Consider the following 24,373-nt stretch of genomic DNA (forward strand, 5'->3'; position numbering starts at 1 on the left):
GAACGTATCGTGGCTCGGGATGCCATGTTCCAGGCGAAGGAAGAGCCGCAACAACTCCTCCTTCGACTGTCCGAAGTCCGCCATGTCCGAGCACGAATCCGCCCCGCACAACGTCGCCGCCAACGCGATGAACAGTACTTCCAGCAGATCATGCCGGGCATTGTCCGCGCGCGGGTCCGGCAACCGCCGAAAGGCCTTTCTGAACTTCTGCATCCGACCCCCTCCGTCTTCCGGGAGTCGTCTTCAGAATCCGTCTTGCCTTCCAATGCAATAGCTAGACAAAACCCATATGCGATTCCCCTGCGCTTGCGGGGGAGGGTCGGGGAGGCGGTGTCTCCGCTCGCGAGGACCCCTAAGAGGAGAAAACCCTCACCCGGCGCGTTGCGCCGACCTCTCCCGCAAGCGGGAGAGGTGCACCGCCGCCGTGGCGAAATCGTCGGGACCAACTAGCACCATGTCACCCCGCCTGAAGCTGCGAGACATCGCCTTCTTCGAACGTCCCGTGCAGTTCGCGCGGCCATTCCGCTTCGGTGCGATCACGATCAACGCGACGCCACAATTGTTCGTGCGAGTCGAGATCGAGGTGGAGGGCAGGGGGAGCGCGGTCGGCGCCAGTGCCGAGCTGCTCGTGCCAAAATGGTTCGACAAGCGGCCGGAGCTGTCCCCGGCGCAGACGGTGGATGGCTTGCGGCGGTCGCTCGAGATTGCGCGCGGGCTTTATCTTGCGGAGACCGGGTTTCGTCCAGCGTTTGGATTGCATGCGTCGTGTATTGCCGCCCAAGTCAAAGCGTGTGCGGAAGAGGATATTCCGCCGCTTGCAGCGGGCTATGGTCCGGCGGAAATCGACAAGGCGATCCTCGACGCGCTCCTGCGCGCGGTCGGTGCGAGCTTTTTCGAGGGAATGGCTGACAACATCGCGGGGATCGACGGGCGGATGTCACTCGATCTGACCGGCGCCGAGATCGCAGGGTTTCTGAAGGGCCGAACGCCTCTGCCGCGGGTTGCTATACGGCACACGGTTGGCCTCGATGACAAGATCGAGGGCGAAGGTGGGGTAGCGGACGTGCGCGAAAACGCTGGCGCTCGCTATTTCAAGCTCAAATTGTCGGGCGATCCGGAAGCAGATGTGGCACGGCTGGCGCGCATCGGCAAAGAACTCGGAAACCTGGATCGTGACTACAAGGTCTCCCTCGACGCCAACGAACAATACGCCGACCTTGCTGCATTGCGTGCATTGATCGATCGCCTTGATGGCGACGCAGCCCTGCACGGAATCTCGACCCGGCTTCTTTACATCGAGCAGCCAATGCCGCGCGATATTACATTCCAGACCGCTCTCGGGTCGCTCGCCACGCGTGACTTCATCATCGACGAAGCCGATGATTCCTACGGAACGTTTCTGGCGATGAGGCCGCTCGGCTATCGCGGCATCTCCTCGAAATCCTGCAAGGGTCTCTACAAATCGATCCTTAACGCGGTCCGCGCCGCGCAATGGACTACCGGCGCTGAAACGTTTTTCATCACAGGCGAGGATCTGACCTGCCAGGCCGGCCTCGCCGTGCAGCAGGACCTCGCGCTCGGCGCCTTCCTCGGCGTCACCCACGCCGAACGCAACGGCCATCATTATGTCGACGGCTTTGGCGACACGCCTCTCGCCGAAGCGCAGGCGTTCGCCGCCGCGCATCCCGATCTCTATGCCGATGCCGGGCAGGGCATCCGCCTCTCCATTCACAACGGCGATCTCCTGACGGGATCGCTTCACGCAACGGGCTTTGCGACGTCGGTTCATCCGGACTGGTCGGCACTCCGCCCGCTCGAACAGCCGAGATCACTTCAGGAGCATTTGACATGACCACCCAACGCCTCGGCCTCATCATGAACGGCGTCACCGGCCGCATGGGGCTCAACCAGCATCTGATCCGCTCGATCGTCGCGATCCGGGAGCAGGGCGGTGTACGGCTGAAGAACGGCGACCGCGTGATGCCAGATCCGATCCTGGTCGGCCGCAGCGCCGAGAAGGTCGAGGCGCTCGCCAAGCGCTACAACATCACACGCTGGACCACCGATCTCGATGCGGCGCTCGCCGACAAGAACGACACCATGTTCTTCGATGCCGCGACGACGCAGGCTCGGCCGGGTTTGCTGACCCAGGCGATCAATGCCGGCAAGCACGTCTATTGCGAGAAGCCGATCGCGACGAATTTTGAGGAGGCGCTCGAAGTCGTCAAGCTCGCCAATGCCAAGGGCGTCAAGCACGGCACGGTGCAGGACAAGCTGTTCCTGCCCGGCCTGAAGAAGATCGCCTTCCTGCGCGATAGCGGCTTCTTCGGCCGCATCCTCTCGGTGCGCGGCGAGTTCGGCTATTGGGTGTTTGAAGGTGGTTGGCAGGAAGCGCAGCGGCCGTCCTGGAACTATCGCGACGAAGACGGCGGCGGCATCATTCTGGACATGGTTTGCCACTGGCGCTACGTGCTCGACAACCTCTTCGGCAATGTCCAGAGCGTGAGCTGCATCGGCAACACCGACATCCCCGAGCGTTTCGACGAGCAGGGCACGAAGTACAAGGCGACCGCGGATGATTCCGCCTATGCGACCTTCCAGCTCGAAGGCGGTGTCATCGCCCACATCAACATGTCCTGGGTGACGCGCGTCTATCGCGACGACCTCGTCACCTTCCAGGTCGACGGCACCCATGGCTCGGCGGTCGCGGGGCTCAGCGACTGCATGATCCAGGCGCGGCAGGCCACCCCGAGGCCGGTGTGGAATCCCGACGAGAAGCGGCTGCACGATTTCTACGGCGACTGGCAGAAGCTGCCCGACAACGTCAGCTACGACAACGGCTTCAAGGAGCAGTGGGAGATGTTCATTCGCCACGTCTACGAGGATGCGCCCTACAAGTTCACGCTGTTGGAAGGCGTCAAGGGCGTGCAGCTCGCCGAATGCGCGCTCAAGAGCTGGAAGGAGCGGCGCTGGATCGACGTCGCGCCGATCAAGGCGTGAGATCGATTGGATAGCGTCCCGATATCTACCAAGCCGTCATTGCGAGCGAAGCGAAGCATTCCAGAGTCTTTCTGCAGAGGCAGTCTGGATTGCTTCGTCGCTTCGCTCCTCGCAATGACGGGGAGAGGTCTGAAGTCATGAACAAGCCCGTTCTGCCGATGTCGTCATTGTCGCTCAAGCTGCCCAAGGCCGACCGGTCGATCGAGACCTACCGGCTCGCAGCCTCCCGTACGTTTCCCGCAAAGCTCGAAGGACCGCTGAACCGCATAGCCTTCTCGGCCGTGCACACGGTCGTCGATCCCTTCGCGGACAACGATCCCTGGCTGTCGGCTGCCGTCGACTGGGACAAGACCATCGCCTTCCGCGAGCACGTCTGGGACCTCGGTCTTGGTGTTGCCGAGGCCATGGACACCGCGCAGCGCGGCATGGGGTTGGACTGGCCGACCTCGCTGGAGCTGATCACGCGCTCGGTCGCCGCCGCCAAGCGCCGCAACGCGCTGGTGTTCTCCGGCGCCGGCACGGACCATCTCGCGGTCGAGGATGCCAGGAGCCTCGACGACGTGATCTGCGCCTATGAGGAGCAGATCTCGGCGGTGGAGAAGGTCGGTGGCCGCATCATCCTCATGGCATCGCGCGCGCTGGCGAAACTCGGCCGCACCGCTGACGATTACGCCAAGGTCTACGACCGCGTGCTGTCGCAGGTCCGTGAGCCCGTGATCATTCACTGGCTCGGCGACATGTTCGATCCGGCGCTGGCGGGCTATTGGGGCACCGGGGATCTCGACAAGGCGATGGACACGGCCGTGGCCATCATCAACGGCAACGCCGCCAAGGTCGATGGCGTAAAAGTCTCGCTGCTCGACAAGCAGCGCGAGATCGACATGCGCCGGCGCCTCGACAAGCGCATCAAGATGTACACCGGCGATGACTTCAACTATGCGGAGCTGATCGCCGGCGACGAGCAGGGCTTTTCGCATGCGCTGCTCGGCATCTTCGACGCCATTGCGCCGGCGGCATCCTACGCACTGTCGCGGCTGGCGGCCGGCGACGAAGCCGGATTCCACGACGTGCTGGGGCCGACGGTGCCGCTGTCGCGCCACATCTTCAAGGCGCCGACGCGGTTCTACAAGACCGGCGTGGTGTTCATGGCGTATCTCAACGGCCACCAGGACCATTTCACCATGGTCGGGGGACAGGAGAGCACGCGCTCCACGTTGCATCTGGCCGAGCTGTTCCGTCTGGCCGACAAGGCCGGCCTGCTTGCCAACCCTGAACTCGCGACGCAGCGGATGAAGACCGTGCTCGCCACCCACGGTATCGAATCCTGATGCGCGATTTTTCGTCCGACCATCGCTGGCTGTCGCTGAACACGGCGACCGTCCGCAAGCAGGGTGACCTGGTCGAGATCATCAATGCCTGTGCAAAGCAAGGCATCCGCGCCATCGATCCCTGGCGCGACCAGGTGGCATCCGTCGGCCTCGACCGCGCCGCGCGCGCAGTGCGCGATGCCGGCCTCGAGCTCTCAGGCTATTGCCGCGGCGGCATGTTCACCTCGGACGCATCGCGCCGGAGTGAAGTGCGCGACGACAACAGGCGCTGCGTCGACGAAGCCAAGGCGCTGGGCGCGCCCTGCATCGTCCTGGTCGTCGGCGGCCTGCCGCAATATTCGCGGCCGGGCAGCGAGGCCTCGAAGGACATCGTGACGGCACGCGGGCAGGTCGAGGAGGCTCTCGCCGACATGCTCGACTACGCGAGGCAGGCCAAGCTGCCGCTGGCCATCGAGCCCTTGCATCCGGCTTACGCGGCCGACCGCGCCTGCGTGAACACGACGAAGCAGGCGCTCGACATCTGCGACCGGCTCGATCCTGCTCGCAGCGGCATGCTCGGCGTCGCGCTCGACGTCTATCACATCTGGTGGGATCCGGAGCTGATGAGCCAGATCGCGCGCGCCGGCAAGGATCGCCTGCTCGCGTTCCATGTCTGCGACTGGCTGGTGCCGACAAGGGACATCCTCAACGACCGCGGCATGATGGGCGACGGCGTCATCGACATCAAATCCGTGCGGGCGGCGGTCGAAGCGGGGGGCTTTGAAGGCTATTCCGAGATCGAGATCTTCTCCCACGGTTGGTGGGGCAAGCCGATGGAGGAGGTGCTGCGGACCTGCATCGCGCGGCATAAGGCGGCGGTGTAAAGTTACCACGAGTTCGGCCCCTACGGGCTGGCGAGCTGTTGCAGCGTGTTGAAGCGGACCTTTTGCCCGCTGTTCGGCGTCGATAGAACTCGTCCAGCGCAAGTTCGACCCGCTGGCGAGGCGGCGAGCTGGTCGGAGTACCACCAAAGATGTGGTGGACTGCCATCAGCTTTCAGGCAGAATGTCATCATGCCGATGCCGCAGCCTCGCCACAGTCTGTGCCAGATCGGATGCGGTAATCAGTGGCATCAACGATCAGCAGGGACGGCGGATGTACCCATGCCTGTTGACCTTGAATGGCCCCGACGTGCAACCGTCGGGGCCATTGCCGTGTCCGGCGTGACATGGCTGGCGAGCTTTGCCGAAGGCACTGGCGTGCTTTGGCGCGGCGAAGGACCGCCAAGGACGACCTGCAATTCAATGCGCCGTGCCAAACTGGTTTTGCGATCGAATTTGTCGGCCACGGCCGTTCGCCGAAAAGTCGGACGATTGCGCTATCATTGATTCACCGTCAAACACCGGACTATCACCTGTCAATTCGATCTGCGAAGCTGTGACAACAGAATGCGCTTGCAAACAAGCAAGCGTGAAGAGAGGTTCGCAGTGGATAAGGTGCAGCGTTTGCGTGCGATGAGCTCACTATGCCGCCAACAGGCCGCGTACAACAGCATGAACAAATGGAAGCTGCTCGCAGAAGCGGAATACTGGGATCATCTGGCTAATCTCGAGTTGTCTTCTCACTTCCAGCAATGCAACGCGATCAAACACGAATGACGCTGGGCAGTCCTCGTGAGGTCGGAAACGAGGCTGTCGCTTGCGTTACGTGCCGCCGCACCCTCACAGAGAGTGCGCGGCAGCGACATACATGGTCTCGTCGAGCTTTGAAGCAGGACGATTACGTGACCCCGCTTCGTTCGACCGCGACGCAAATTGCAACGAGAGAACGCGATGCCGTCCTCACGGCCCCGCGACCTGTTGCAGCGTGTTGAAGCGCGCCTTCTGCTCGCTGCTCAGCGTGGCATAGAACTCGTCCAGCGCAGGCTCTACCAGCTTGGCGGCCGTCAGCATCGCCTCGAGCCGGTGCTGCATCGCCTCCAGCCGTCCGACCGGCGTCAGCGGCACATCGTTCGGGCAAGCCGCTTGCAGGCCTTCAACGCCTTTGGCTGTCGCTTCACTGAGGCGGTCGAGCGCCTCCTTCTGCTTGCCGGCTGGGTGGAGCACAGCCTCGATCCTTTGGATCGGCAGCTGGGTCAGGCTGGATTTCGGATCGCCGCAGCCCTCGACGTTGGCTTGTTGCTGCGGCGAGCGCTCGCCGACATTCGGGCCGAGCGCATTGAAGCTGGCCTTCTGCTCGTCACTGAGCGAGTTGTAGAAATTCTCCAGGGCCGGTCGAACGATCTTGACGGCTTCCAGCGTCGCGCTGATGCGGTTCATCATCGCGCGCAGGCGGCCGGGGGGAGTCAGTGCATAGGTCTCCGCGCAGGAGTCCTTGAACACGCCGGCAGCGTTGGCCGCCGCGGTCTTCAATTCATCGAGCAGCGCGCGTTGCTCCGGCGTCGGCCGCACCGCTTTCGCGATATCGGCAAGCGGCCAGGCGGTGACGCCCTTGTCCGGTGTGCCGCACAATTGCTGTAGCGTTTGCGGGCTCACGCTCGCGCGCGGACGGGCGCGACTGCTGCCGCCGGCTTGCGGATAATCATACGGGTTGGTGCTGGCATAGGCGGAATAGGGGCCGTCACCACCCCAGAACACGGTGTCGACGAAGTCGTCATAGGCATATGCCCAATAACCGGGCTCGTAGCCATAGGACCAGAACGTGTAGTTGAAAATGTCGGAATAAGCGTAAGGCCAGAACACCGGCCCAAGCCACGCCACGAACACCGCGGGATGGCGGTGTCGCCAGGCCTGCCGGGGAGCCCAGCCGCTCTGGCGGGTGGTGAGCGCCGCCTGGGCTTGCGCAGGGGCCTGCTCGCGGAAGCGCTCGGCAAATCGCCCGCGCTCGGCCGCCTGCACGGCGGCGACGGCAGTGGCGGCTCGCCCAACTGTGGCGGGCTCGGGGCCCAACCGCTGCAGGCGCGCCTGATCGCGCTGCTGCATGCTCTGTTCGCGCTGGAGCAGGCGGTTCTGCGTCTGCAGCGTCCGCTCCTGTGCACGTTGCGCCCGCACGCCTTCCGGCTTCTGCGACTGCAATTGCTGCACGCGCTGTTGCATCCGATCGATGCGGCTCTGCCGTTCCGAACTCTGACGCGTGAGCATCTCGCGCTGCCGCTGCTGCACGATTTGCTGTCGCTGCTGGATCTGCTGCTGATGCTGCTGCGCGCGCTGCTCCATCCCCTCCTGTCGCGGCGGCCGCGCGGTCACAGCCGATGGCCCGCTTGGACGCGAGGGGGCGGCGATATGCGGCGTCGGCCGCGGGGCCATGGCCGGACGTTGTGGTGCTGCCGGCGCCCGGTGGATTTCAGGTCGCGGCGCTGCCACGTGCGGGGCGGCTCGCGGCGGTGGTGCTGCAAAACGGGGGCCCGGACGCGGCGGCGGTGCGGCGATGTGGGGCGCCGGGCGCGGCGCCATGGCCGGTCGCTGCGGCATGGCCGGTGGATGGAATGCCGGGGCGGCGGGACGTGCCATCGCTGGCGGCGCCGCCGGACGGGCCATGGCCGGCGGTGCTGCTGGCCGTGCTGCCGGCGCTGCGGCCGGACCGGCAGGTCCGCCCCTTCCATGTCCCTGGCCGGGTCCTTGGGCGAGCGCGCCGACGCTCGTCGCCAGCATCGAGACACCAATGAAAGCAGCCGTAAGGCAAGCGCCATGCGGAAGCATGATTGTCGCTCCCAGCTCGTAATCGCCCACGACGTTCAACGCGCAGCTGGCGGAATCGTTCGTTGCCGGCCGCGGCCGGCATTGCGATCTTCCGACGCAGGCCGCCTCAAGAGAAATCCTGCGTCAGAGTGGTGGCGAGCCGCTCTAACGCCCAGTCGACCTGGTCGCTTGTGATTACCAGCGGCGGAGCGATGCGGATCGTCTGCTCGTGGGTATCCTTGGCCAAGATGCCCTTGCTCTGAAGCGCCTCGCAGTAGCGGCGGGCGCGGCCGGCCTCGGGATGCAGCTCAACCGCCAGCATCAAGCCGCGTCCGCGCACCTCGCGGATCGTGTTGGCGCGAATGTCTTTCAAGCCTTCCAGAAAGCGCGCGCCCTGCCTGGCCGCGTTCTCGATCATGCCTTCCTCGGTCAGCACGCGCAGCGCCGCGCGCGCCACCGCGCAGGCAAGCGGATTGCCCCCGAACGTCGAACCGTGCTGGCCGGGCCTCAATGTCCCGAGCACGTCGTTGTTCGAGAGCACGGCCGACACCGGATAGAAGCCGCCGGACAAGGCCTTGCCGAGCAGCGTCACGTCCGCCTCGATTCCCTCGTGCTGTTCGGCGAGAAGCTTGCCGGTGCGGCCGAGCCCGGTCTGGATCTCGTCGAGCACCAGCATCACGTTGTTGGTGGTGCAGAGCTCCCGCACCTCAGCGAAATAACCGGCTGGAGGAAGGATGACACCGGCTTCGCCCTGGATCGGCTCGACCAGAAAGGCGACCGTGTTTGGTGTGATTGCCTCCGCCAGCGCCGTGGCGTCGCCGAACGGGATGATCTTGAAGCCCGGCGCGAACGGGCCGAAATGTGTGCGAGTGTCGGGGTCGGTTGAAAAGCCGACGATGCCCAGCGTGCGTCCGTGGAAATTATTGGCGCAGACGATGATCTCGGCCTGGCAGTCCGGCACGCCCTTCACCTCATAGCCCCATTTGCGCACCGACTTGATCGCGCTTTCGACCGCCTCGGCGCCGCTGTTCATCGGCAGCACCTTGTGGGAGCCGGTCAGTGCCGCGATCTCTTCGTAGAAGGGGGCGAGCTGGTCGTTGTGGAAGGCGCGCGAAGTGAGCGTCAGCCTGTGCGCCTGTTCCACCATCGCCGCCAGGATCTTGGGGTGGCAGTGGCCCTGGCTGACCGCCGAATAGGCCGAGAGGCAATCGAGATAGCGGTTGCCCTCGGTATCCCAGACCCAGACACCTTCGCCGCGGGACAGGACGACCCCGATCGGCTCGTAATTATGGGCCCCAAAGCGTGCTTCCGTTGCGACGAAATCAATGACCGACGCGCTCATCTGTCGTCACTCCATGGCTGCGCGCGGCGGTGCCAACCGACTGCACCGCCGGCCCTCAGCTTGATCTGGGTATCAACTTGCCGCCTTGGAAGTCTTCATCCCTTCCGGTGGCGTAGCCCGATCTGATTTGCCAAAAGTATCAGAGGGTTCTCTACTGTGCATGGGGTTGTTTTCGCAGTTTTTGGTGTCGAGCCCTCAGCCGATCGTACAGGGCACGCTCAAAAAGCCGCGAAACCGCACCCGTCCGCCCCGCACCGGCTGGCCGCTGACGGCATAGTTCGGGAAGCGCGCCAGGAAGCGCGAGATCGCAATCGCGCCCTCCAGCCGCGCCAGCGCCATGCCGGCGCATTGATGCGCGCCGGTGGCGAAGGCGAGATGCCGGTTCGGCGTGCGCGCGATGTCGAAGCTCTCGGGGTCCGGAAACTGTGCGGGATCGCGGTTGGCGGCGCCAATACACAGCGTCACCGACGTGCCGGCATCGAGCATGACGCCGCCGAGTTCGATCTTTTCCGTGGTCATGCGGTTGCCGAGCTGGTTCGAGCTCTCATAGCGCAGCATCTCCTCGACGGCGGTCTTGATCATGTCGGGATTGCCGATCAGCCGCTGCTTCTGGTCGCGATTGCGATCCAGCGCGACGAGGCCGTTGCCGATCAAATTGGTGGTGGTCTCGTGCCCGGCATTGAGCAGGAAGATGCAATTGTGCAGCAGCTCCTTCTCGGTCAGCCGCTCGCCATTCTCCTCACCCTGGATCAGGCGCGTCAGCACATCGCGCTCGGGATTGCCCGGCTTGTCGCGCCGGCGTGCCACCAGCGTCTGGAGATAGCTGAGAAAATCCGTCACCGCCTGGTTGCCGCGCGCGGCGACCTCGGGCGACACCACGGGTTCGAGCGCACCAAGGATCGCCAGCGACCAGTCGCGCAGTGGCCCGCGTTCCTCATGAGGCACGTCGAGCAGATTGCCGATCACCTCGATCGGGATGGACGCGGCGAAATCCTCGATCAGCTCGCAAGCCCCTTTGGCCGCGATGGCATCGAGCAGACCGTCCACCAGCTTGACGATGTCAGGCTCCATGCCGGCGATCGCCCGCGGCGACAACGCGCCCATGATCAGGCGACGCACGCGGGTATGCGCCGGCGGATCGTTGAAGACGAGGCTGGTGGTGTGATGCTCGTAGAGCGGGGTGTCGCCGTATTTCGGCGCGAACTCGCGCTTCTTGTCCGAGCTGAACGACTTGGTGTTCTTGTAGGTGGTGACGAGATCGTCATAGCGGGTCAGGAACACGGTGCCGCTGCGCAGGCGCTTGACCGGCTCGTTCTCCCGCAGTGCACGATAGGTCGGGTAGGGGTCGTCGTAGAATTCCGGCGTCAGCTTCTCGAGGTCGAAGCTTGCCGCCAGCGCCTTCGCATCTGCGTTCATCCCGTTATACTCGCCGGTTAAAGCCGTTATGCCGTTTTTGTTGTTCTGGTCGGCGCATGCATGCGTCTACAGTCTGCCCACCTTGCTAGCCGACCGGACAGGAAAATGCACGCACGCGCTGACGCTGCCGACACGGCGCCGAATTGGCCCGACGATATTTTCGCGACCTTGCAACGCTTCGATGTCAGGCAGGTACCTTACGTGCCGGATGCCGGCCATTCCAAGTTGATCCAGCGCGTGCTGGCATCGTCCACGATGCGCGGCATTCCGCTCACGACGGAAGAGGAGGGCGTGGCGCTTCTTGCCGGCGCCTGGGCCGGCGGACAGCGCGGCGTCCTGCTGATGCAGTCGAGCGGCGTCGGCAATTGCATCAACATGCTGTCGCTGATCCCGATCCTGCGCTTCCCGTTCCTGACGCTGGTGACCATGCGCGGCGAGTGGGGCGAGTTCAATCCGTGGCAGGTGCCGATGGGCTCGACCACGCAGGGCGTGTTCGAGCTGTCGGGTGTCCAGGTGCTGCGGGCCTCCAGCGCGGCCGAGGTGCCGGCTGTGCTCGAAGCCGCTGCGTCGCAAGCCTACAACGCGCTCACCCCCACTGCTGTCCTTCTGTCGCAGCGCCTGATCGGCGCCAAGGTTTTCACCAAATGAGCAAGGCTAATCTCCTCGATCGCCGCCAGGTGGTGTCCACGCTGCTCGCGGACCGCAAGGACGTCGTCGCGATCGGCGGCCTTGGGGCCTCCACCAACGACATGTGCGCGGCCGGCGACCACGCCCGCAATTTCTACCTCTGGGGCGGCATGGGCGGCGCCGCGATGATCGGGCTGGGGCTCGCCCTGGCGCAGCCAAAACTGCCGGTATTGGTCATCACCGGCGACGGCGAGATGCTGATGGGCATGGGCAGCCTGGCCACCATCGGGCTGCAGAAGCCGTCCAACCTCTCGATCGCAGTGCTCGACAACGAGGCCTATGGCGAAACGGGCGGCCAGACCAGCCACACCTCCGCTGCCGCCGATCTCGTTGGCGTCGCCAAGGCCTGCGGCATCGGGGATAGCCGGGCCGTCACGACCATGGCCGAGGTCGAGGCCTTTGCCAAAGCCGTCCACGACGTCTCTGGGGGGCCGCGCTTTGCCAATATGAAGATCGACAGCGCCAGCCTGGAGCGGATTTTGCCAAGCCGGGACGGGACTTACATCCTCAACCGGATCCGCGGCGACCTCGGCTTCCAGCCGATCTAGGGCGGGCCTGTCCATTCCCACCGGCGCCCAGGTCCTGCACGGAAGCCGTGCAGGCGAGGCCAATTTCCACTGAATTAACGACGCACTCAGGTTGCGATGCAACATAGTGCTTGACTTTTGCGTGGGTGAGTGCTTACTCACTAGCATGAGCTCATTGCGTATGACGAGCGACCTGAGGCGTCAATTGATCCTCGGAGCCGCGAAACGCTGCTTTGCCCGACATGGCTATACCGGCACCACGACCAAGAGCGTGGCGGCCGCCGCTGCCATTTCCGAGGCGTTGCTGTTCAAGCATTTCCCGTCCAAGGCGGCGCTCTACGCCGAAATCCTCAGCGACGAATGCGAGGCCGACCCGGCGCTCACCGAGCTTCTCGAGCGAGAGCCTTCGACCGCCACGCTGGTCGAAGTGATCCGCGGCATGGTCGAGCATTTCCTGCACATCGCTGACGGTCCCGATCAGGAAGAGGCTCAGCGCCTGCGACTGATGGCCACGAGCCATTTGGATGATGGCGAATTCGCCCGTTTGCTGTATGCCAAGATCGAGACGCTGATCGGGGCGATCTTCGTCTCCTCGCTCGAACGTGCCGTTGCCGCCGGGGACGCGCGGCCATGCAGCGGCAATCCACTCAACCTGTTCTGGTTTGCGCATCACTCGGTGATGACTGCGGCGCTGACCAGGCTGCCGGCCACGCCTTGCCTCGCTTACGGCAAGGCTGAAGACCTCGAGCGGCAGCTGTGTGAGTTTCTCCTGAGGGGTATCGGACTTAACGACGCCGCAATTGCTTCGCATCTGGGCCACAATCAGGCCGCGGGTGCCGGCAAGGCGGCGATTGCAGAGAGTGCATGACATGAACATCGTAACCGAACACAAGATTTCGGGCGAACCGATCGACAACAAGGCTCCCAAGCGTCCGGTCCGGCCGGTGCTCTGGTTCATCATCGTCGGCACGCTCCTGGCGGTGCTGGTCGGCGGCCTCGTCTGGTTCAATTATTTCCGCGGCCAGATGATCAAGCAGTTCTTCGCCAACAACAAGCCGCCGCCGACCGCGGTCAGCGCGGCGGAGGCCAAGTCCGAGGTGGTGCCGAACCTGCTCACCGCGGTCGGCGGCCTCGTCGCCGTGCACCAGGTCGACGTCAGTGCCGACGTCAACGGCCGCGTCACCGAGATCAAGTTCGCGCCGGGCACGCGCGTCGAAGCCGGCACGCCGCTGGTCCAGCTGTTCGACGCGCCGGAGCAGGGCGACCTTGCCAATTACAAGGCCCAGGCGACCGTCGCGCAGCTGTCGCTTGATCGTGCCAAGCAGCTGGCCGCGCGCCAGTTCGGTCCGCAGGCGACCGTCGATACCGCGCAGGCCGCCTACGACCAGGCGCAGGCCGGCATCGCCAAGACCGAGGCGCTGATCTCGCAGAAGCTGGTGCGCGCACCGTTCTCCGGCGATCTCGGCGTCCGCAAGGTCGAGGTCGGTCAGTATCTGACGGCGGGTACGGCGATCGTGTCGTTGACCGATCTGTCGGAGCTGTGGGCCAACTTCACCGTGACGGAAAAGGATTCCGGCAGCCTCAAGGTCGGCCAGACTGTCAAGTTGAAGGTCGATGCCTATCCGGGCCGTATCTTCGAAGGCAAGATCACCACGATCGAACCGCAAATCTCGACCGACACCCGCAACATCCGCGTGCAGGCGACGATCGCCAATCCGGAGAAGATCCTGAAGCCCGGCATGTTCGTGACCACCACGGTGGTGCTGCCGGACAAGCCGGCCGTGATCACCGTTCCGGAGACGGCGGTCGACTACACGCTGTACGGCGACTCGGTGTTCGTGATCACCGAGAAGAAGGAAGAAGACGGCAAGACCAGCCTGTCCGCGGTGCGCACCTTTGTGCAGACCGGCAACCGGGTCGAAGGTCGCGTCGAAATCATCAAGGGCGTGAAGGCGGGCGACAAGGTCGTTGCCGTCGGCCAGCTCAAGCTGCAATCGGGCGCGGCGGTGTCGATTTCGACCGACCCGGCTCCGCAGATCCCGGCGCAGCCGCCGCGCTACTGACCCTCTGCATTCAAGTGATCCGGCTCGGCCGGATCACTTTTCTTGAGACATATAAATCGAGATCGCCGCGATGCGCTTTACCGATATTTTCATCAAACGCCCGGTTCTGTCGGTCGTCGTCAGTCTGCTGATCCTGCTGATCGGCCTGCGCGCGGCGATGGTGCTGCCGATCCGGCAATATCCCAAGCTGTCGAACACGGTCATCAACATCACGACCGTCTATCCGGGCGCGTCCGCGGATCTGATCCAGGGTTTCATCACCACGCCGATCGAGCAGGCGGTCGCGTCCGCCGAGGGCGTCGACTACATCACCTCGTCCTCGGTGCTCGGCACCTCGACGATCCAGGTCTACATCAAGCTGAACTTCGATCCGAACCAGGCTCTCACCGAGGTGCTGGCGAAGACGAATTCGGTCAAATACCTGATCCCGAAGGAATCCAACGACCCGATCGTCACCAAGACCACGGGCCAGACCACGGCCGTGATGTATCTCGGCTTCTCGTCCGAGGAGCTCTCGGGCTCGGCGATCTCGGATTATCTGACGCGCGTGGTGCAGCCGGTGCTGTCGACCGTCGACGGCGTGGCTTCCGCCGACATTCTCGGCGGCCAGACCTTCGCGATGCGGCTGTGGCTCGATCCCGAGAAGATGGCCGGCCGCAACGTGTCGCCGGCTGACGTCGCTGCGGCGATCACCGCCAACAACTTTCAGTCCGCGGCGGGCCAGACCAAGGGCTATCTCATCGTCTCGAACGTCTCGACGAACACGGGCCTGACCGACGTCAACCAGTTCAAGAAGATGATCGTCAAGGCCAAGGACGGCGGCTTCGTGCGGATGGAGGACATCGGCAGCGTCGAGCTTGCCGCCCAAAGCACGGATGCAAGCGTCGCCTTCAACGGCGAGCACGCGATCTTCATCGGTGTGCAGGCAACCCCGCAGGGCAACCCGCTGACGCTGGTCAAGGGCGTGCGCGCGCTGTTCCCCGAACTCGAGCGCAATCTGCCGCCGTCGATGAAGATGAAGGTCGCCTACGACTCGACCAAGTTCATCCAGTCTTCGATCGACGAGGTGGAGAAGACGCTCGGCGAAGCCGTGATCATCGTGATCGTGGTGATCTTCCTGTTCCTGGCGTCGCTGCGGTCGGTCATCATTCCCGTCGTCACGATTCCCTTGTCGATGATCGGCGTCTGCACCCTGATGCTGGCGCTGGGATTCAGCTTCAACCTTCTGACGCTGCTCGCGATGGTGCTGGCGATCGGCCTCGTGGTCGACGACGCCATCGTCGTGGTGGAGAACATCCATCGCCATCTGGAGGAGGGCAAGACGCCGGTCCAGGCCTCGCTGCAAGGCGCGCGTGAAATCGTCGGCCCGGTCATCTCGATGACCATCACGCTCGCCGCGGTGTACGCGCCGATCGGCTTCCTTGGCGGCCTCACCGGATCGCTGTTCCGCGAATTCGCCTTCACGCTGGCGGGCTCGGTGATCGTGTCGGGCGTGATCGCGCTGACATTGTCGCCGATGATGTGCTCGGTGCTGCTCAAGAACACCGAAGAGGGCCGCTTCGCCAAGGCCGTCAACAAGGTGTTCGGTGCGTTGACGCGCTGGTATGGCCGCAGGCTCGACCGCTCGCTCGACTACAAGGCGATCACGGGCCTGTTCGCGGTGACGATCCTCGGACTCGTCGGCTTCCTCTACATGCACACGTCGAAGGAGCTGGCGCCCGAGGAAGACCAGGGCATCGTGTTCGCGGTGACCAAAGCGCCGAAATACGCCAACATCGACTATGTCGATTTCTACGGCGACAAGCTCGACCACGAATTTTCGAAATTCCCCGAGACCGATCTGCGTTTCGTGCTGAACGGCATCAACGGCCCGCAGGGCGGCATCGCCGGCATGCTGCTCAAGCCCTGGGAGGAGCGCAAGCGCTCGTCGATCCAGTTGAAGCCGCTGGTGCAGGCCGAGCTCTCCAAGATCGAGGGCGTGCAGGCCTTCGCATTCAACCTGCCGCCGCTGCCGGGCGGGCCGGGCGGTCTTCCGGTGCAGATGGTGATCAATTCCACCGCCGGGTTCCAGACGGTCTATGAGCAGATGGAGAAGCTGAAGGACGCTGCGCGCAAGAGCGGCATGTTCATCGTCTCCGACAGCGATCTTGCCTACAACCAGCCGAACGTGAAGGTCACGATCGACCGCACCAAGGCGCAGGATCTCGGCGTCAATATGCAGAACCTCGGCGCCACGCTCGCGGTCCTGCTGGGTGGCAACTACGTCAATCGCTTCAATCTGGAGGGCCGGTCCTACCAGGTGATCCCGCAGGTTCCGCGCGCCAAGCGGCTGTCGCCGGAATCGCTCGGTGGCTTCTATGTGACGACCAACACCGGCCAGCAGCTTCCGCTGTCGACGGTGGTGTCGATCGAGACCAAGACCGATCCGAACTCGCTGACGCACTACAATCAGCTCAATTCGGCGACGTTCTCGGCCGTGCCGATGCCCGGCGTGACCGTCGGTGCGGCGGTCGACTTCCTCGAAAGCGAGGCCAAGAAGCTGCCGCAAGGCTTCAGCCACGACTATCTCGCGGACTCCAGGCAGTACGTGCAGGAAGGCAATCAGCTTGCGATCACCTTCGGCTTCGCGCTCATCATCATCTTCCTGGTGCTGGCCGCGCAGTTCGAGAGCTTGCGTGACCCGTTGGTGATCATGATCTCGGTGCCGATGGCGATCGTCGGTGCGCTGATCCCGCTGTTCTTCGGCGTGGCGACCATGAACATCTACACCCAGGTCGGTCTGCTCACCCTGGTCGGCCTGATCACCAAGCACGGCATCCTGATGGTGGAGTTCGCCAACGAGCTCCAGGTCAACGAGCGGCTCGACCGCCGCTCGGCCATCGAAATGTCGGCCCGCATCCGCCTGCGGCCGATCCTGATGACGACGGCCGCGATGGTGACCGGACTGATCCCGCTCCTGACTGCGACCGGCGCGGGCGCGGCCAGCCGCTTCTCGATCGGCCTGGTCGTCGTGGCCGGCATGTCGATCGGCACGCTGTTCACGCTGTTCGTGCTGCCCGCGGTCTATGTGGTGCTGGCAACCGACCATCGCGCGGCCGCCGATTCCGAGCGGAACAAGCAGGTCAATGAGCTCGACCTTGGCTCCAAGGCCCTGCGGCCGACCTGACGCCGCAAGCTAGCAAGCGAACGAGGGCGGCAGCGGCGGGTCCGCTGTCGCCCTTTTTGTTGCGTCCGGGCGCCGGGCTCACTGGATGGGGCCTTATCCCGCGCTTGCGAAAGACAAGGTCCCGTCTTCTTGCTAGGTTCCGGGTGATGAGCCTTTCTCTCCATCCCGACACCCCGCAAGCCAGGACGCTGCCGAGCGCGGCCTCGGATGGCGTCGCTGCCGGCGCGGGTGCGGGGCGGGGGATCAGGACCCGGCTGTTCACCAAATATGTCGCGCTGTTCGTGGCTGTCGTCGCCATCGCGCTGCTGGCCAACGGCCTGTTCGAGGTCTTCTTCTATTATCGCGAGCACAAGGCTTCGCTGATCCGGGTCCAGCATGAGCAGGCCGAGGCGGCCGCAGCCAAGATCGGCCAATTCGTCAAGGAAATCGAGAACCAGCTCGGATGGACGACGCAACTGCCGTGGTCGGCGGGCTCGACCGAGCAGCGCCGGTTCGACGCGCTGCGGCTGCTGCGCCAGGTGCCCGGGATCACCGAGCTTGCCCAGGTGGATTCGACCGGCAAGGAACGGTTGCGGGTCTCGCGGCTGGCGATGGATGCGATCGAGAGCGGGATCGACCTGTCCAATGATCCGAAGTTCACCGAGGCGGTCGCGCACAAGGTCTATTACGGTCCGGTCTATTTCCGCCGGGAGTCTGAGCCCTACATGACGCTGGCGCTGGCCGGCGCGCGCAGGGATGCAGGTGTCAGTATTGCCGAGGTCAATCTCAAGCTGATCTGGGACGTGGTCTCGCAGATCAAGGTCGGCCAGCACGGGCATGCCTATGTCGTCGGCCCGGAAGGGCGCCTGATCGCGCACCCCGATATCAGTCTCGTGCTGCGCAACACCGACATGTCCGGCCTCGCACAGGTGCGCGCCGCGCAGGCGGCCGGCGGCACCATGCCGGACGCGCTCGAGGAAGCGCGCAACATCCAGGGCCAGAAGGTCCTGACCGCATCGGCACCAATCGAGCCGTTGCACTGGACCATGTTCGTCGAGCTGCCGGTCGAGGAGGCCTATGCGTCGCTCTACGCCTCGCTGCAGCGGCTTGCGATCGTGCTGCTCGGGGCGTCGATCTTCGCGGTGCTTGCGGGGGTATTCCTTGCGCGCCGCATGGTCGGGCCGATCCAGGCCCTGCGCAGCGGTGCGGAACGGATCGGCGGTGGCGACTTCTCCCAGCGCATCTCGATCCGGACGGGCGACGAGCTCGAAGGGCTCGCCGACCAGTTCAACGACATGGGCGCGCGCTTGCAGGAATCCTATGCCGACCTCGAAAACAAGGTCGAGCAGCGCACTGCGGAACTGCGGGAATCGCTGGAACAGCAGACCGCAACGTCCGAAGTGTTGGAAGTGATCAGCTCCTCGCCGGGCGAGCTGGAGCCGGTGTTTCGCAAAATGCTGGAGAATGCCACGCGCGTGTGCGGCGCATCCTTTGGAACGATGAATTTTTGGGACGGCGAAGAATTCAATCTGGCTGCGGACTACAACCTTCCATCCGAGTTCTCTGATTTCAGGCGACGCACACCGATGCGTCCTTATCCCGGCACCACGCTTGAAACTGTCGTCAAGACACGCAAGTCTTCGCAGGTTCCCGATCTTAGGGAGAGCCCGGCTTACCTGGCTCGCGTTCCCAATGTCATTCCGATGGTGGAGGTTGCCGGAGCCCGCACGCTCATGGTCGTCCCCATGCTTAAGGAAGATCAATTGATCGGCGCGATTACGATCTTTCGAAAGGAGGTACGGCTCTTCACGGACAAGCAGATCGCGCTGGTCGAAAACTTCACCAGGCAAGCGGTCATCGCCATCGAGAACACGCGGCTGCTTCGAGAGTTGCGTGAGCGCACCGAGGCACTGTCCCAATCCCTGAGCGAGCTGCGCGCCGCCCAGGATCGCCTGATCCAGACCGAGAAGCTTGCCTCGCTCGGCCAGCTCACCGCCGGCATCGCCCACGAGATCAAGAACCCGCTCAACTTCGTCAACAATTTCTCCGCTCTCTCGACGGAGCTGATCGATGAGCTCAACGAGGCGCTGCAATCGGCTGCGCTCGACGGCAAGTCCAGGGAGGAGGTCGACGAGCTGACCCGCATGCTCAGGAGCAATCTCGAGAAGGTGGTGCAGCACGGCAAGCGCGCCGATTCCATCGTCAGGAACATGCTGCTGCATTCGCGCGAGGGTTCCGGCGAGCATCGGGCCGTCGACATCAATGCGATCGTCGAGGAGAGCCTCAATCTCGCCTATCATGGCGCGCGCGCCGAACGGCCGTCCTTCAACGTTACGCTCCAGCGCACGTTCGATCCCGCTGCCGGTATGGTCGACATCTATCCGCAGGAGATCACGCGCGTCTTGCTCAACCTGATCTCGAACGGCTTCTATGCCACGGCCAAGCGCAAGGAGAGCGCGGGTGAGACCTTCGAGCCGAGTTTGAGCGCAGCAACAAAAGACCTCGGCGGCAGGGTCGAGATCCGGATTCGTGACAATGGCACGGGAATTCCGCCCGAGGTGAAGGAGAAGATGTTCAATCCCTTCTTCACCACCAAGCCGGCCGGCGAGGGCACTGGGCTCGGCCTCTCCATGAGCCATGACATCGTCGTGAAGCAGCACGGTGGCACCATCGACGTGAACACCACACAAGGTGTATTCACCGAGTTCATCATCACCCTGCCGCGCACGATGGCGGCGGACGGCACTTCCGGAGGCAAGTCGTGAACGTTTACATCCTGGTCGTCGACGACGAGCCCGACGTCGAGGCGCTGTTCCGGCAGCAATTCCGGCGCGAGCTGCGCGCCGGCCGCTTCCAGATGGAGTTCGCCTCCTCGGCGCCCGATGCGCTCAAGCGGGCCGCCGAGGTTCGCGATCCTTCGCTGATCCTGATCCTGTCCGACATCAACATGCCCGGCATGAGCGGGCTCGACATGCTGCCGAAGGTGCGTGCCGCGCATCCGGACGTCCCCGTCATCATGATCACGGCATATGGCGACGCCGAGACGCGGCGAAAGGCGATCGAGCGCGGCGCCGTCGGGCTTCTCACCAAGCCGATCGACTTTGCCTTGCTGCGACAGGAGATCGACACGAGGCTCGAGCAAGCCGCATGAGCGCGACCATCCTCTTCGTCGACGACGAGCCGGATCTCGAAGCGCTGGTCCTGCAAAAGTTTCGCAGGCAGATCCGCGACGGACAGGTCGCCATCATATTCGCCCGCGACGGTATCGAGGCGCTGGCCTCGCTCGAGCAGAACCCGCAGGTCGACATGGTGGTCTCCGATATCAACATGCCCAGGATGGATGGCCTCTCGCTGCTCGCGAAACTCCAGGAGGCCGAGGACAAGAAGTCGACCATCATTGTCTCGGCCTATGGCGACATGAGCAATATCCGCACCGCAATGAACCGCGGCGCGTTCGACTTCCTGACCAAGCCGATCGACTTCGCCGATCTGGAAGCCACCATCGAGAAGACCATCCGCCATATCGAGATGCTGCGCGAGGTGCGGCGGCGCCAGATGGAAGCCGAGCGCGCCCATGCCGCGCTATCGCGTCATTTCTCGCCCGAGCTTGCCAAGCGTCTGGCCGCCAGCGGCGACGGCGAGGGCATCGAAGTGCAGTGGCGCGATGTCGCCACCATCTTCACCGATATTACCGGCTTCACCTCATTGGTCGAGAGCGCACCGCCCGAGACGTTGGGCAAGTTGCTTAACGAGTATGTCGGCGGCATGACCGAAATCGTCTTCGCCCATGAGGGCACGGTCGCAAAGATCATCGGCGATGCGATCCAGGTGCTCTTCAACGCGCCCGGCGATCAGCCGGATTATGCCACGCGTGCGGTCGCCTGCGCCCATGAGCTCGATGCCTGGGCGCAGGACTTTCGCGCGCGCCAGAGCGCCATGGGCGTGACCTTCGGTGCCACCCGCATCGGCATTCACGCCGGTCCCGCGCTGGTCGGCAATTTCGGCGGCAACCGCTTCTTCGATTACACCGCGTATGGGGACTCCATCAACATCGCGGCGCGGCTGGAGGCCGCCAACAAGCATCTGGGCACCCGCATTTGCGTCAGCGCCAGCGTCGCCGAGGCGGCTGAGAATTTTCAAGGCCGCCCCGTGGGGGAGCTGATGCTGCGCGGACGCAGCGAGCCGTTGCGCGCGTTCGAGCCGCTCCCACCGGGCAAGTTCGAAGCGCCGGAAACGGCGCTGTATTCGGAGGCTTTCGCCAAGATGGAGGCCGGTGATGCCGCGGCCATGCCGGCCTTTGCCGCGCTGATCGGCATGCACGCCGACGATTCCCTGGCCGGCTTTCACCTGAAGCGCCTGCTCAACGGCGCCAAGGGCATTCGCATGCAACTGGAATAGGAGTTCGCCATGGTTCGTGAGTTCGCTGCCGGCAATTACCGCTTCATTCCGTCCGTGTTCCAGTATTCGGCGGGGGCCGCCGCGGACGACGGCTATGAAATCGAACGCGTCCGCTTCGACCGTCTGGTCCCGCTCGCGGAAGGGTTTGCACTGGCGGCAAGATTCATTCAGGAGGCAGGACGGCCGCTGACGGCATTCTGCGCCTGCGAGCTGCGTTCACCGGCAGCCTTCAGCGAAGAGGGCTTTCGCGCGTTCAACCTGCACTATGTGAAGACGCTGTCCGAATGGAGCATCTTCGACGGCACCACCAATCCGGTGGCGCGCAGCAATGTCTGTCCCGAGATCGATCCGCCGTCGGAGCCGTCGTTCTACGCGTTCTCGTTCACGCGTCCGACCCGCTCGAAAGCGCCGTCCTTCGTGATATCGGGCGGTGCCGAGGCGCGCGAGGGCGGCGGCACCTATGTCGAGCGCACCGTGCGCTATCGCGACCTCAGCCCGGAGGGGCTGCGGGAGAAGGTGCGCTTCACGACGACGTCGCAGATGGAAAACCGCATGGCGGCCTTCGGCTTCGGCTGGAGCGACACCACCGCGGTGCAGGCCTACTCCGTGCACGACTTCCACCACGCACTCGCCGACGAACTGGTCCGCCGTGGCGCGCTGCGCTCCGGCCTGACCTGGCATTTCGCCCGCCCGCCCGTGGTCGATCTCGAATACGAGATGGATTGCCGTCGGGTATTGCGGGAAGTGGTGATCTAGAGTTTCTGACGGCAACGCTCTCTCCGTTCCCTCCCCCCTTGTTGGGGAGGGGCAGGGAGGGGGGGTGCCACACGGGGATTCCGTCCGTGGCGCAGCCGTCCTCCGCGCGCAATCAACCGGCACCTTTTCCTGGGCTACCCCTCTCCCTAGCCCTCCCCCACAAGGGGGGAGGGAACGCTACCGCCGTCGGCGCGCCAGGCGAGGTCTCTTTCTTAAGATCTCAGCGCTGCCGCGGATCGAGCGCGTCGCGCAGGCCGTCGCCGAGCAGGTTCAGCGACAGCACTACGAGGAAGATCGCAAGCCCCGGCCAGATCGCCATCCACGGCGCCTGCGTCAGGAAGCGTTGCGCGGCGTTGAGCATGCTGCCCCAGGACGGCGCCGGCGGCTGCTGGCCGAGGCCGAGGAACGACAGCGCGGCTTCGGCGATGATGGCGGCGGCGATCGAGAGCGTCGCCTGCACCAGCAGCGCGGGCAGGATGTTCGGCAGGATATGCGACAGCGCGATCCGCCACGGCGGGTTGCCGAGCGCGCGCGCGGCCTCGACATAGTCCTCGGCCTTGACGACGAGCACCTGGCCGCGGGTCAGGCGGATGAAGATCGGCGTTGCGGAGATGCCGATTGCGATCATGGCATTGCCGAGGCTCGGCCCGAGGAACGCCGCCAGCGCGATCGCCAGGATCAGGAACGGGCAGGCCAGCATCGCATCCGTGATCCGGCTGATCAGCGCATCGACGAAGCCGCCGCGATAGCCGGCGAGCAGGCCGAGCGGCACGCCGATGCCGAGCGCGATCGCGACCGAGATGAGGCCCGCAAGCAGCGAGGCGCGCGCGCCGTAGACGATCCGGCTGAAGATGTCGCGGCCGAGCTCGTCGGTGCCGAACCAATGCGCCGCGGTGGGCGGCTTGCGCACCAGGCTCCAGCTCGTCGCGATGGGATCATAGGGCCCGATGAGCGGGGCCAGCACGGCGAGCACGATGAACATCGTGAGCACGACGAGCCCGAACACCGCCGCCTTGCGCTTGAACAGCCGCCGACGCGCGCGGCGGGCCGGGCTATCCAGCTGATCGGCTTGCGTGAGAGGGCCCGGCAGCGCGGCGTCGGTCATGATCTAGCCCCGCAGCCGCGGATTGACGAGGATATAGGCGATGTCGGCAACGAGATTCAGCGTGATATAGATCGTGGCCGTCACCAGCACGACGCCCTGCACCACGGCGTAGTCGCGGTTGAAGACGGCATCCACGATCAGCTTGCCGAAGCCGGGAATGGAGAAGATCTGCTCGGTCAGGACGGCGCCTGATAACAGCGTGCCGAGCTCGAGCGCGCCGAGCGTGATCACGGGCGTCAGCGCGTTGCGCATCGCGTGCTTCAGGATCACCGAGCGCTCCAATAATCCCTTGGCGCGGGCGGTGCGGACGTAGTCGCTTTCCAGCACCTGCAGCATGGCGCTGCGGGTATGCCGCATCAGGACCGCGGCAATCGCGTTGCCGAGCACGAAAGCCGGCATGATGGTGACCGCCAGGCTCGCGCGCCAGTTCTCGGTGAGCGGCACGTAGCCGGAAGCCGGCAGCCAGCCAAGCTCGATCGAGAACAGGAAGATCAGCATGATCCCGAGCCAGAAGTTCGGCGTCGAGATGCCCCACAGCGCAAACAGGTTCGCACCGTAATCCCAGGCCGAGCCCTTCTTCACGGCTGCGACGATGCCGGCGGGGATGCCGATCAGGAACGCGATCACGATCGCCATGCCGCCGAGCTGCAGCGTCACCGGCAGCTTCTGAGCGATCAGCTCGCGCACCGGCATCTTGTTGCGTAGCGACTCGCCGAAATCGCCTGAGAGTACGCCCTTGATCCAGTAGGCGTACTGCACCGGGACCGGCTGATCGAGCCGGTACTGGCGGCGGATCTGTTCGATCACGGCCGGATCGCGCTCTTCGCCCGCCATCACCAGCGCGGGATCGCCCGGCAGCAATTGCTGCAGCGAGAAGATCAGCACCGAGACGAAGAACAGCGTCGGCACGATCTGCGCGAGGCGGCGGGCGAGGAAGTTCAGCATTCTGG

The 24,373-nt window shown here is 64.3% G+C and carries 20 protein-coding genes; 14 read left to right on the plus strand and 6 right to left on the minus strand.

The window, feature by feature from the left end; translation table 11 throughout:
• A partial coding sequence (locus A3AS_RS0100005) for a transposase family protein (RefSeq protein ID WP_018315544.1) occupies window positions 1-213 on the minus strand: 213 nt, incomplete at its 3' end.
• 241 nt (window positions 214-454) lie between these two features.
• On the opposite strand from A3AS_RS0100005, the gene A3AS_RS0100010 reads away from it, so the two are divergent.
• The 5 genes from A3AS_RS0100010 to A3AS_RS48095 all read left to right on the plus strand — a co-directional run bounded on the left by A3AS_RS0100010 (window position 455) and on the right by A3AS_RS48095 (window position 5,965).
• Window positions 455-1,852 carry a hypothetical protein gene (locus tag A3AS_RS0100010; protein WP_018315545.1) on the plus strand — a complete coding sequence of 466 codons (1,398 nt, stop codon included), beginning with the start codon at window positions 455-457 and terminating at the stop codon, window positions 1,850-1,852.
• Complete coding sequence (locus A3AS_RS0100015) at window positions 1,849-3,000, plus strand: Gfo/Idh/MocA family protein (protein ID WP_018315546.1); 1,152 nt, start codon at window positions 1,849-1,851, stop codon at window positions 2,998-3,000. Before A3AS_RS0100010 ends, A3AS_RS0100015 begins: the two co-directional genes overlap by 4 nt.
• A gap of 137 nt (window positions 3,001-3,137) precedes the next feature.
• Window positions 3,138-4,328: a dihydrodipicolinate synthase family protein gene (locus A3AS_RS0100020; protein ID WP_018315547.1), complete on the plus strand. Its 1,191-nt coding sequence runs from the start codon at window positions 3,138-3,140 to the stop codon at window positions 4,326-4,328.
• Window positions 4,328-5,191 (plus strand): sugar phosphate isomerase/epimerase, encoded by an 864-nt coding sequence (locus tag A3AS_RS0100025; protein ID WP_018315548.1) that lies wholly within the window; start codon window positions 4,328-4,330, stop codon window positions 5,189-5,191. The genes A3AS_RS0100020 and A3AS_RS0100025 overlap by 1 nt, the downstream gene beginning before the upstream one ends.
• A 603-nt stretch (window positions 5,192-5,794) precedes the next feature.
• The gene (locus A3AS_RS48095) at window positions 5,795-5,965 is read left to right on the plus strand and encodes a hypothetical protein (RefSeq protein ID WP_198293670.1); all 171 of its coding nucleotides are present in this window, start codon (window positions 5,795-5,797) and stop codon (window positions 5,963-5,965) included.
• 183 nt (window positions 5,966-6,148) lie between these two features.
• On the opposite strand, the gene A3AS_RS0100035 is transcribed toward A3AS_RS48095, so the two are convergent.
• The 3 genes from A3AS_RS0100035 to A3AS_RS0100045 all read right to left on the minus strand — a co-directional run bounded on the left by A3AS_RS0100035 (window position 6,149) and on the right by A3AS_RS0100045 (window position 10,742).
• Window positions 6,149-7,522 (minus strand): Spy/CpxP family protein refolding chaperone, encoded by a 1,374-nt coding sequence (locus A3AS_RS0100035; protein WP_245283118.1) that lies wholly within the window; start codon window positions 7,520-7,522, stop codon window positions 6,149-6,151.
• A 589-nt stretch (window positions 7,523-8,111) separates the two neighbouring features.
• Window positions 8,112-9,326, minus strand: a complete 1,215-nt coding sequence (gene rocD / locus A3AS_RS0100040; RefSeq protein WP_018315550.1) for an ornithine--oxo-acid transaminase — start codon at window positions 9,324-9,326, stop codon at window positions 8,112-8,114.
• Window positions 9,327-9,521: 195 nt separating this feature from the next.
• Entirely contained in the window at window positions 9,522-10,742 is a 1,221-nt protein-coding gene (locus A3AS_RS0100045) for a cytochrome P450 (protein WP_018315551.1), read from the minus strand.
• Between the two features lie 105 nt (window positions 10,743-10,847).
• Here A3AS_RS0100045 and A3AS_RS0100050 point away from each other — a divergent pair, with 105 nt between their 5' ends.
• The 9 genes from A3AS_RS0100050 (at window position 10,848) to A3AS_RS0100090 (ending at window position 22,318) form a co-directional block, all read left to right on the plus strand.
• Window positions 10,848-11,390: a phosphonopyruvate decarboxylase gene (locus A3AS_RS0100050; protein ID WP_026201519.1), complete on the plus strand. Its 543-nt coding sequence runs from the start codon at window positions 10,848-10,850 to the stop codon at window positions 11,388-11,390.
• Entirely contained in the window at window positions 11,387-11,977 is a 591-nt protein-coding gene (locus A3AS_RS0100055) for a thiamine pyrophosphate-dependent enzyme (RefSeq protein ID WP_018315553.1), read from the plus strand. The genes A3AS_RS0100050 and A3AS_RS0100055 overlap by 4 nt, the downstream gene beginning before the upstream one ends.
• 160 nt (window positions 11,978-12,137) lie before the next feature.
• Complete coding sequence (locus A3AS_RS0100060; RefSeq protein ID WP_018315554.1) at window positions 12,138-12,824, plus strand: TetR/AcrR family transcriptional regulator; 687 nt, start codon at window positions 12,138-12,140, stop codon at window positions 12,822-12,824.
• A 1-nt stretch (window position 12,825) separates the two neighbouring features.
• A complete protein-coding gene (locus A3AS_RS0100065) occupies window positions 12,826-14,019 on the plus strand; it encodes an efflux RND transporter periplasmic adaptor subunit (RefSeq protein WP_018315555.1) in 1,194 nt (397 codons plus the stop codon).
• 70 nt (window positions 14,020-14,089) lie between these two features.
• Window positions 14,090-17,185 (plus strand): MexW/MexI family multidrug efflux RND transporter permease subunit, encoded by a 3,096-nt coding sequence (locus A3AS_RS0100070; protein WP_018315556.1) that lies wholly within the window; start codon window positions 14,090-14,092, stop codon window positions 17,183-17,185.
• 146 nt (window positions 17,186-17,331) lie between these two features.
• Window positions 17,332-19,929, plus strand: coding sequence for an ATP-binding protein (locus A3AS_RS0100075; protein ID WP_018315557.1), 2,598 nt, complete (start codon window positions 17,332-17,334; stop codon window positions 19,927-19,929).
• Window positions 19,926-20,315 carry a response regulator gene (locus A3AS_RS0100080; RefSeq protein WP_018315558.1) on the plus strand — a complete coding sequence of 130 codons (390 nt, stop codon included), beginning with the start codon at window positions 19,926-19,928 and terminating at the stop codon, window positions 20,313-20,315. Before A3AS_RS0100075 ends, A3AS_RS0100080 begins: the two co-directional genes overlap by 4 nt.
• Window positions 20,312-21,562: an adenylate/guanylate cyclase domain-containing protein gene (locus A3AS_RS0100085; protein WP_018315559.1), complete on the plus strand. Its 1,251-nt coding sequence runs from the start codon at window positions 20,312-20,314 to the stop codon at window positions 21,560-21,562. The genes A3AS_RS0100080 and A3AS_RS0100085 overlap by 4 nt, the downstream gene beginning before the upstream one ends.
• 9 nt (window positions 21,563-21,571) lie before the next feature.
• Window positions 21,572-22,318 carry a hypothetical protein gene (locus A3AS_RS0100090; RefSeq protein ID WP_018315560.1) on the plus strand — a complete coding sequence of 249 codons (747 nt, stop codon included), beginning with the start codon at window positions 21,572-21,574 and terminating at the stop codon, window positions 22,316-22,318.
• A gap of 220 nt (window positions 22,319-22,538) precedes the next feature.
• Here A3AS_RS0100090 and A3AS_RS0100095 read toward each other — a convergent pair whose 3' ends face one another.
• Both A3AS_RS0100095 and A3AS_RS0100100 read right to left on the minus strand, forming a co-directional pair.
• The gene (locus A3AS_RS0100095) at window positions 22,539-23,423 is read right to left on the minus strand and encodes an ABC transporter permease (RefSeq protein WP_018315561.1); all 885 of its coding nucleotides are present in this window, start codon (window positions 23,421-23,423) and stop codon (window positions 22,539-22,541) included.
• Between the two features lie 3 nt (window positions 23,424-23,426).
• Complete coding sequence (locus A3AS_RS0100100; RefSeq protein ID WP_018315562.1) at window positions 23,427-24,368, minus strand: ABC transporter permease; 942 nt, start codon at window positions 24,366-24,368, stop codon at window positions 23,427-23,429.
• Window positions 24,369-24,373: the final 5 nt, after the last annotated feature.

Origin of the sequence: Bradyrhizobium sp. WSM2793 (assembly GCF_000379585.1) — a bacterium.
GTDB lineage: Bacteria > Pseudomonadota > Alphaproteobacteria > Rhizobiales > Xanthobacteraceae > Bradyrhizobium.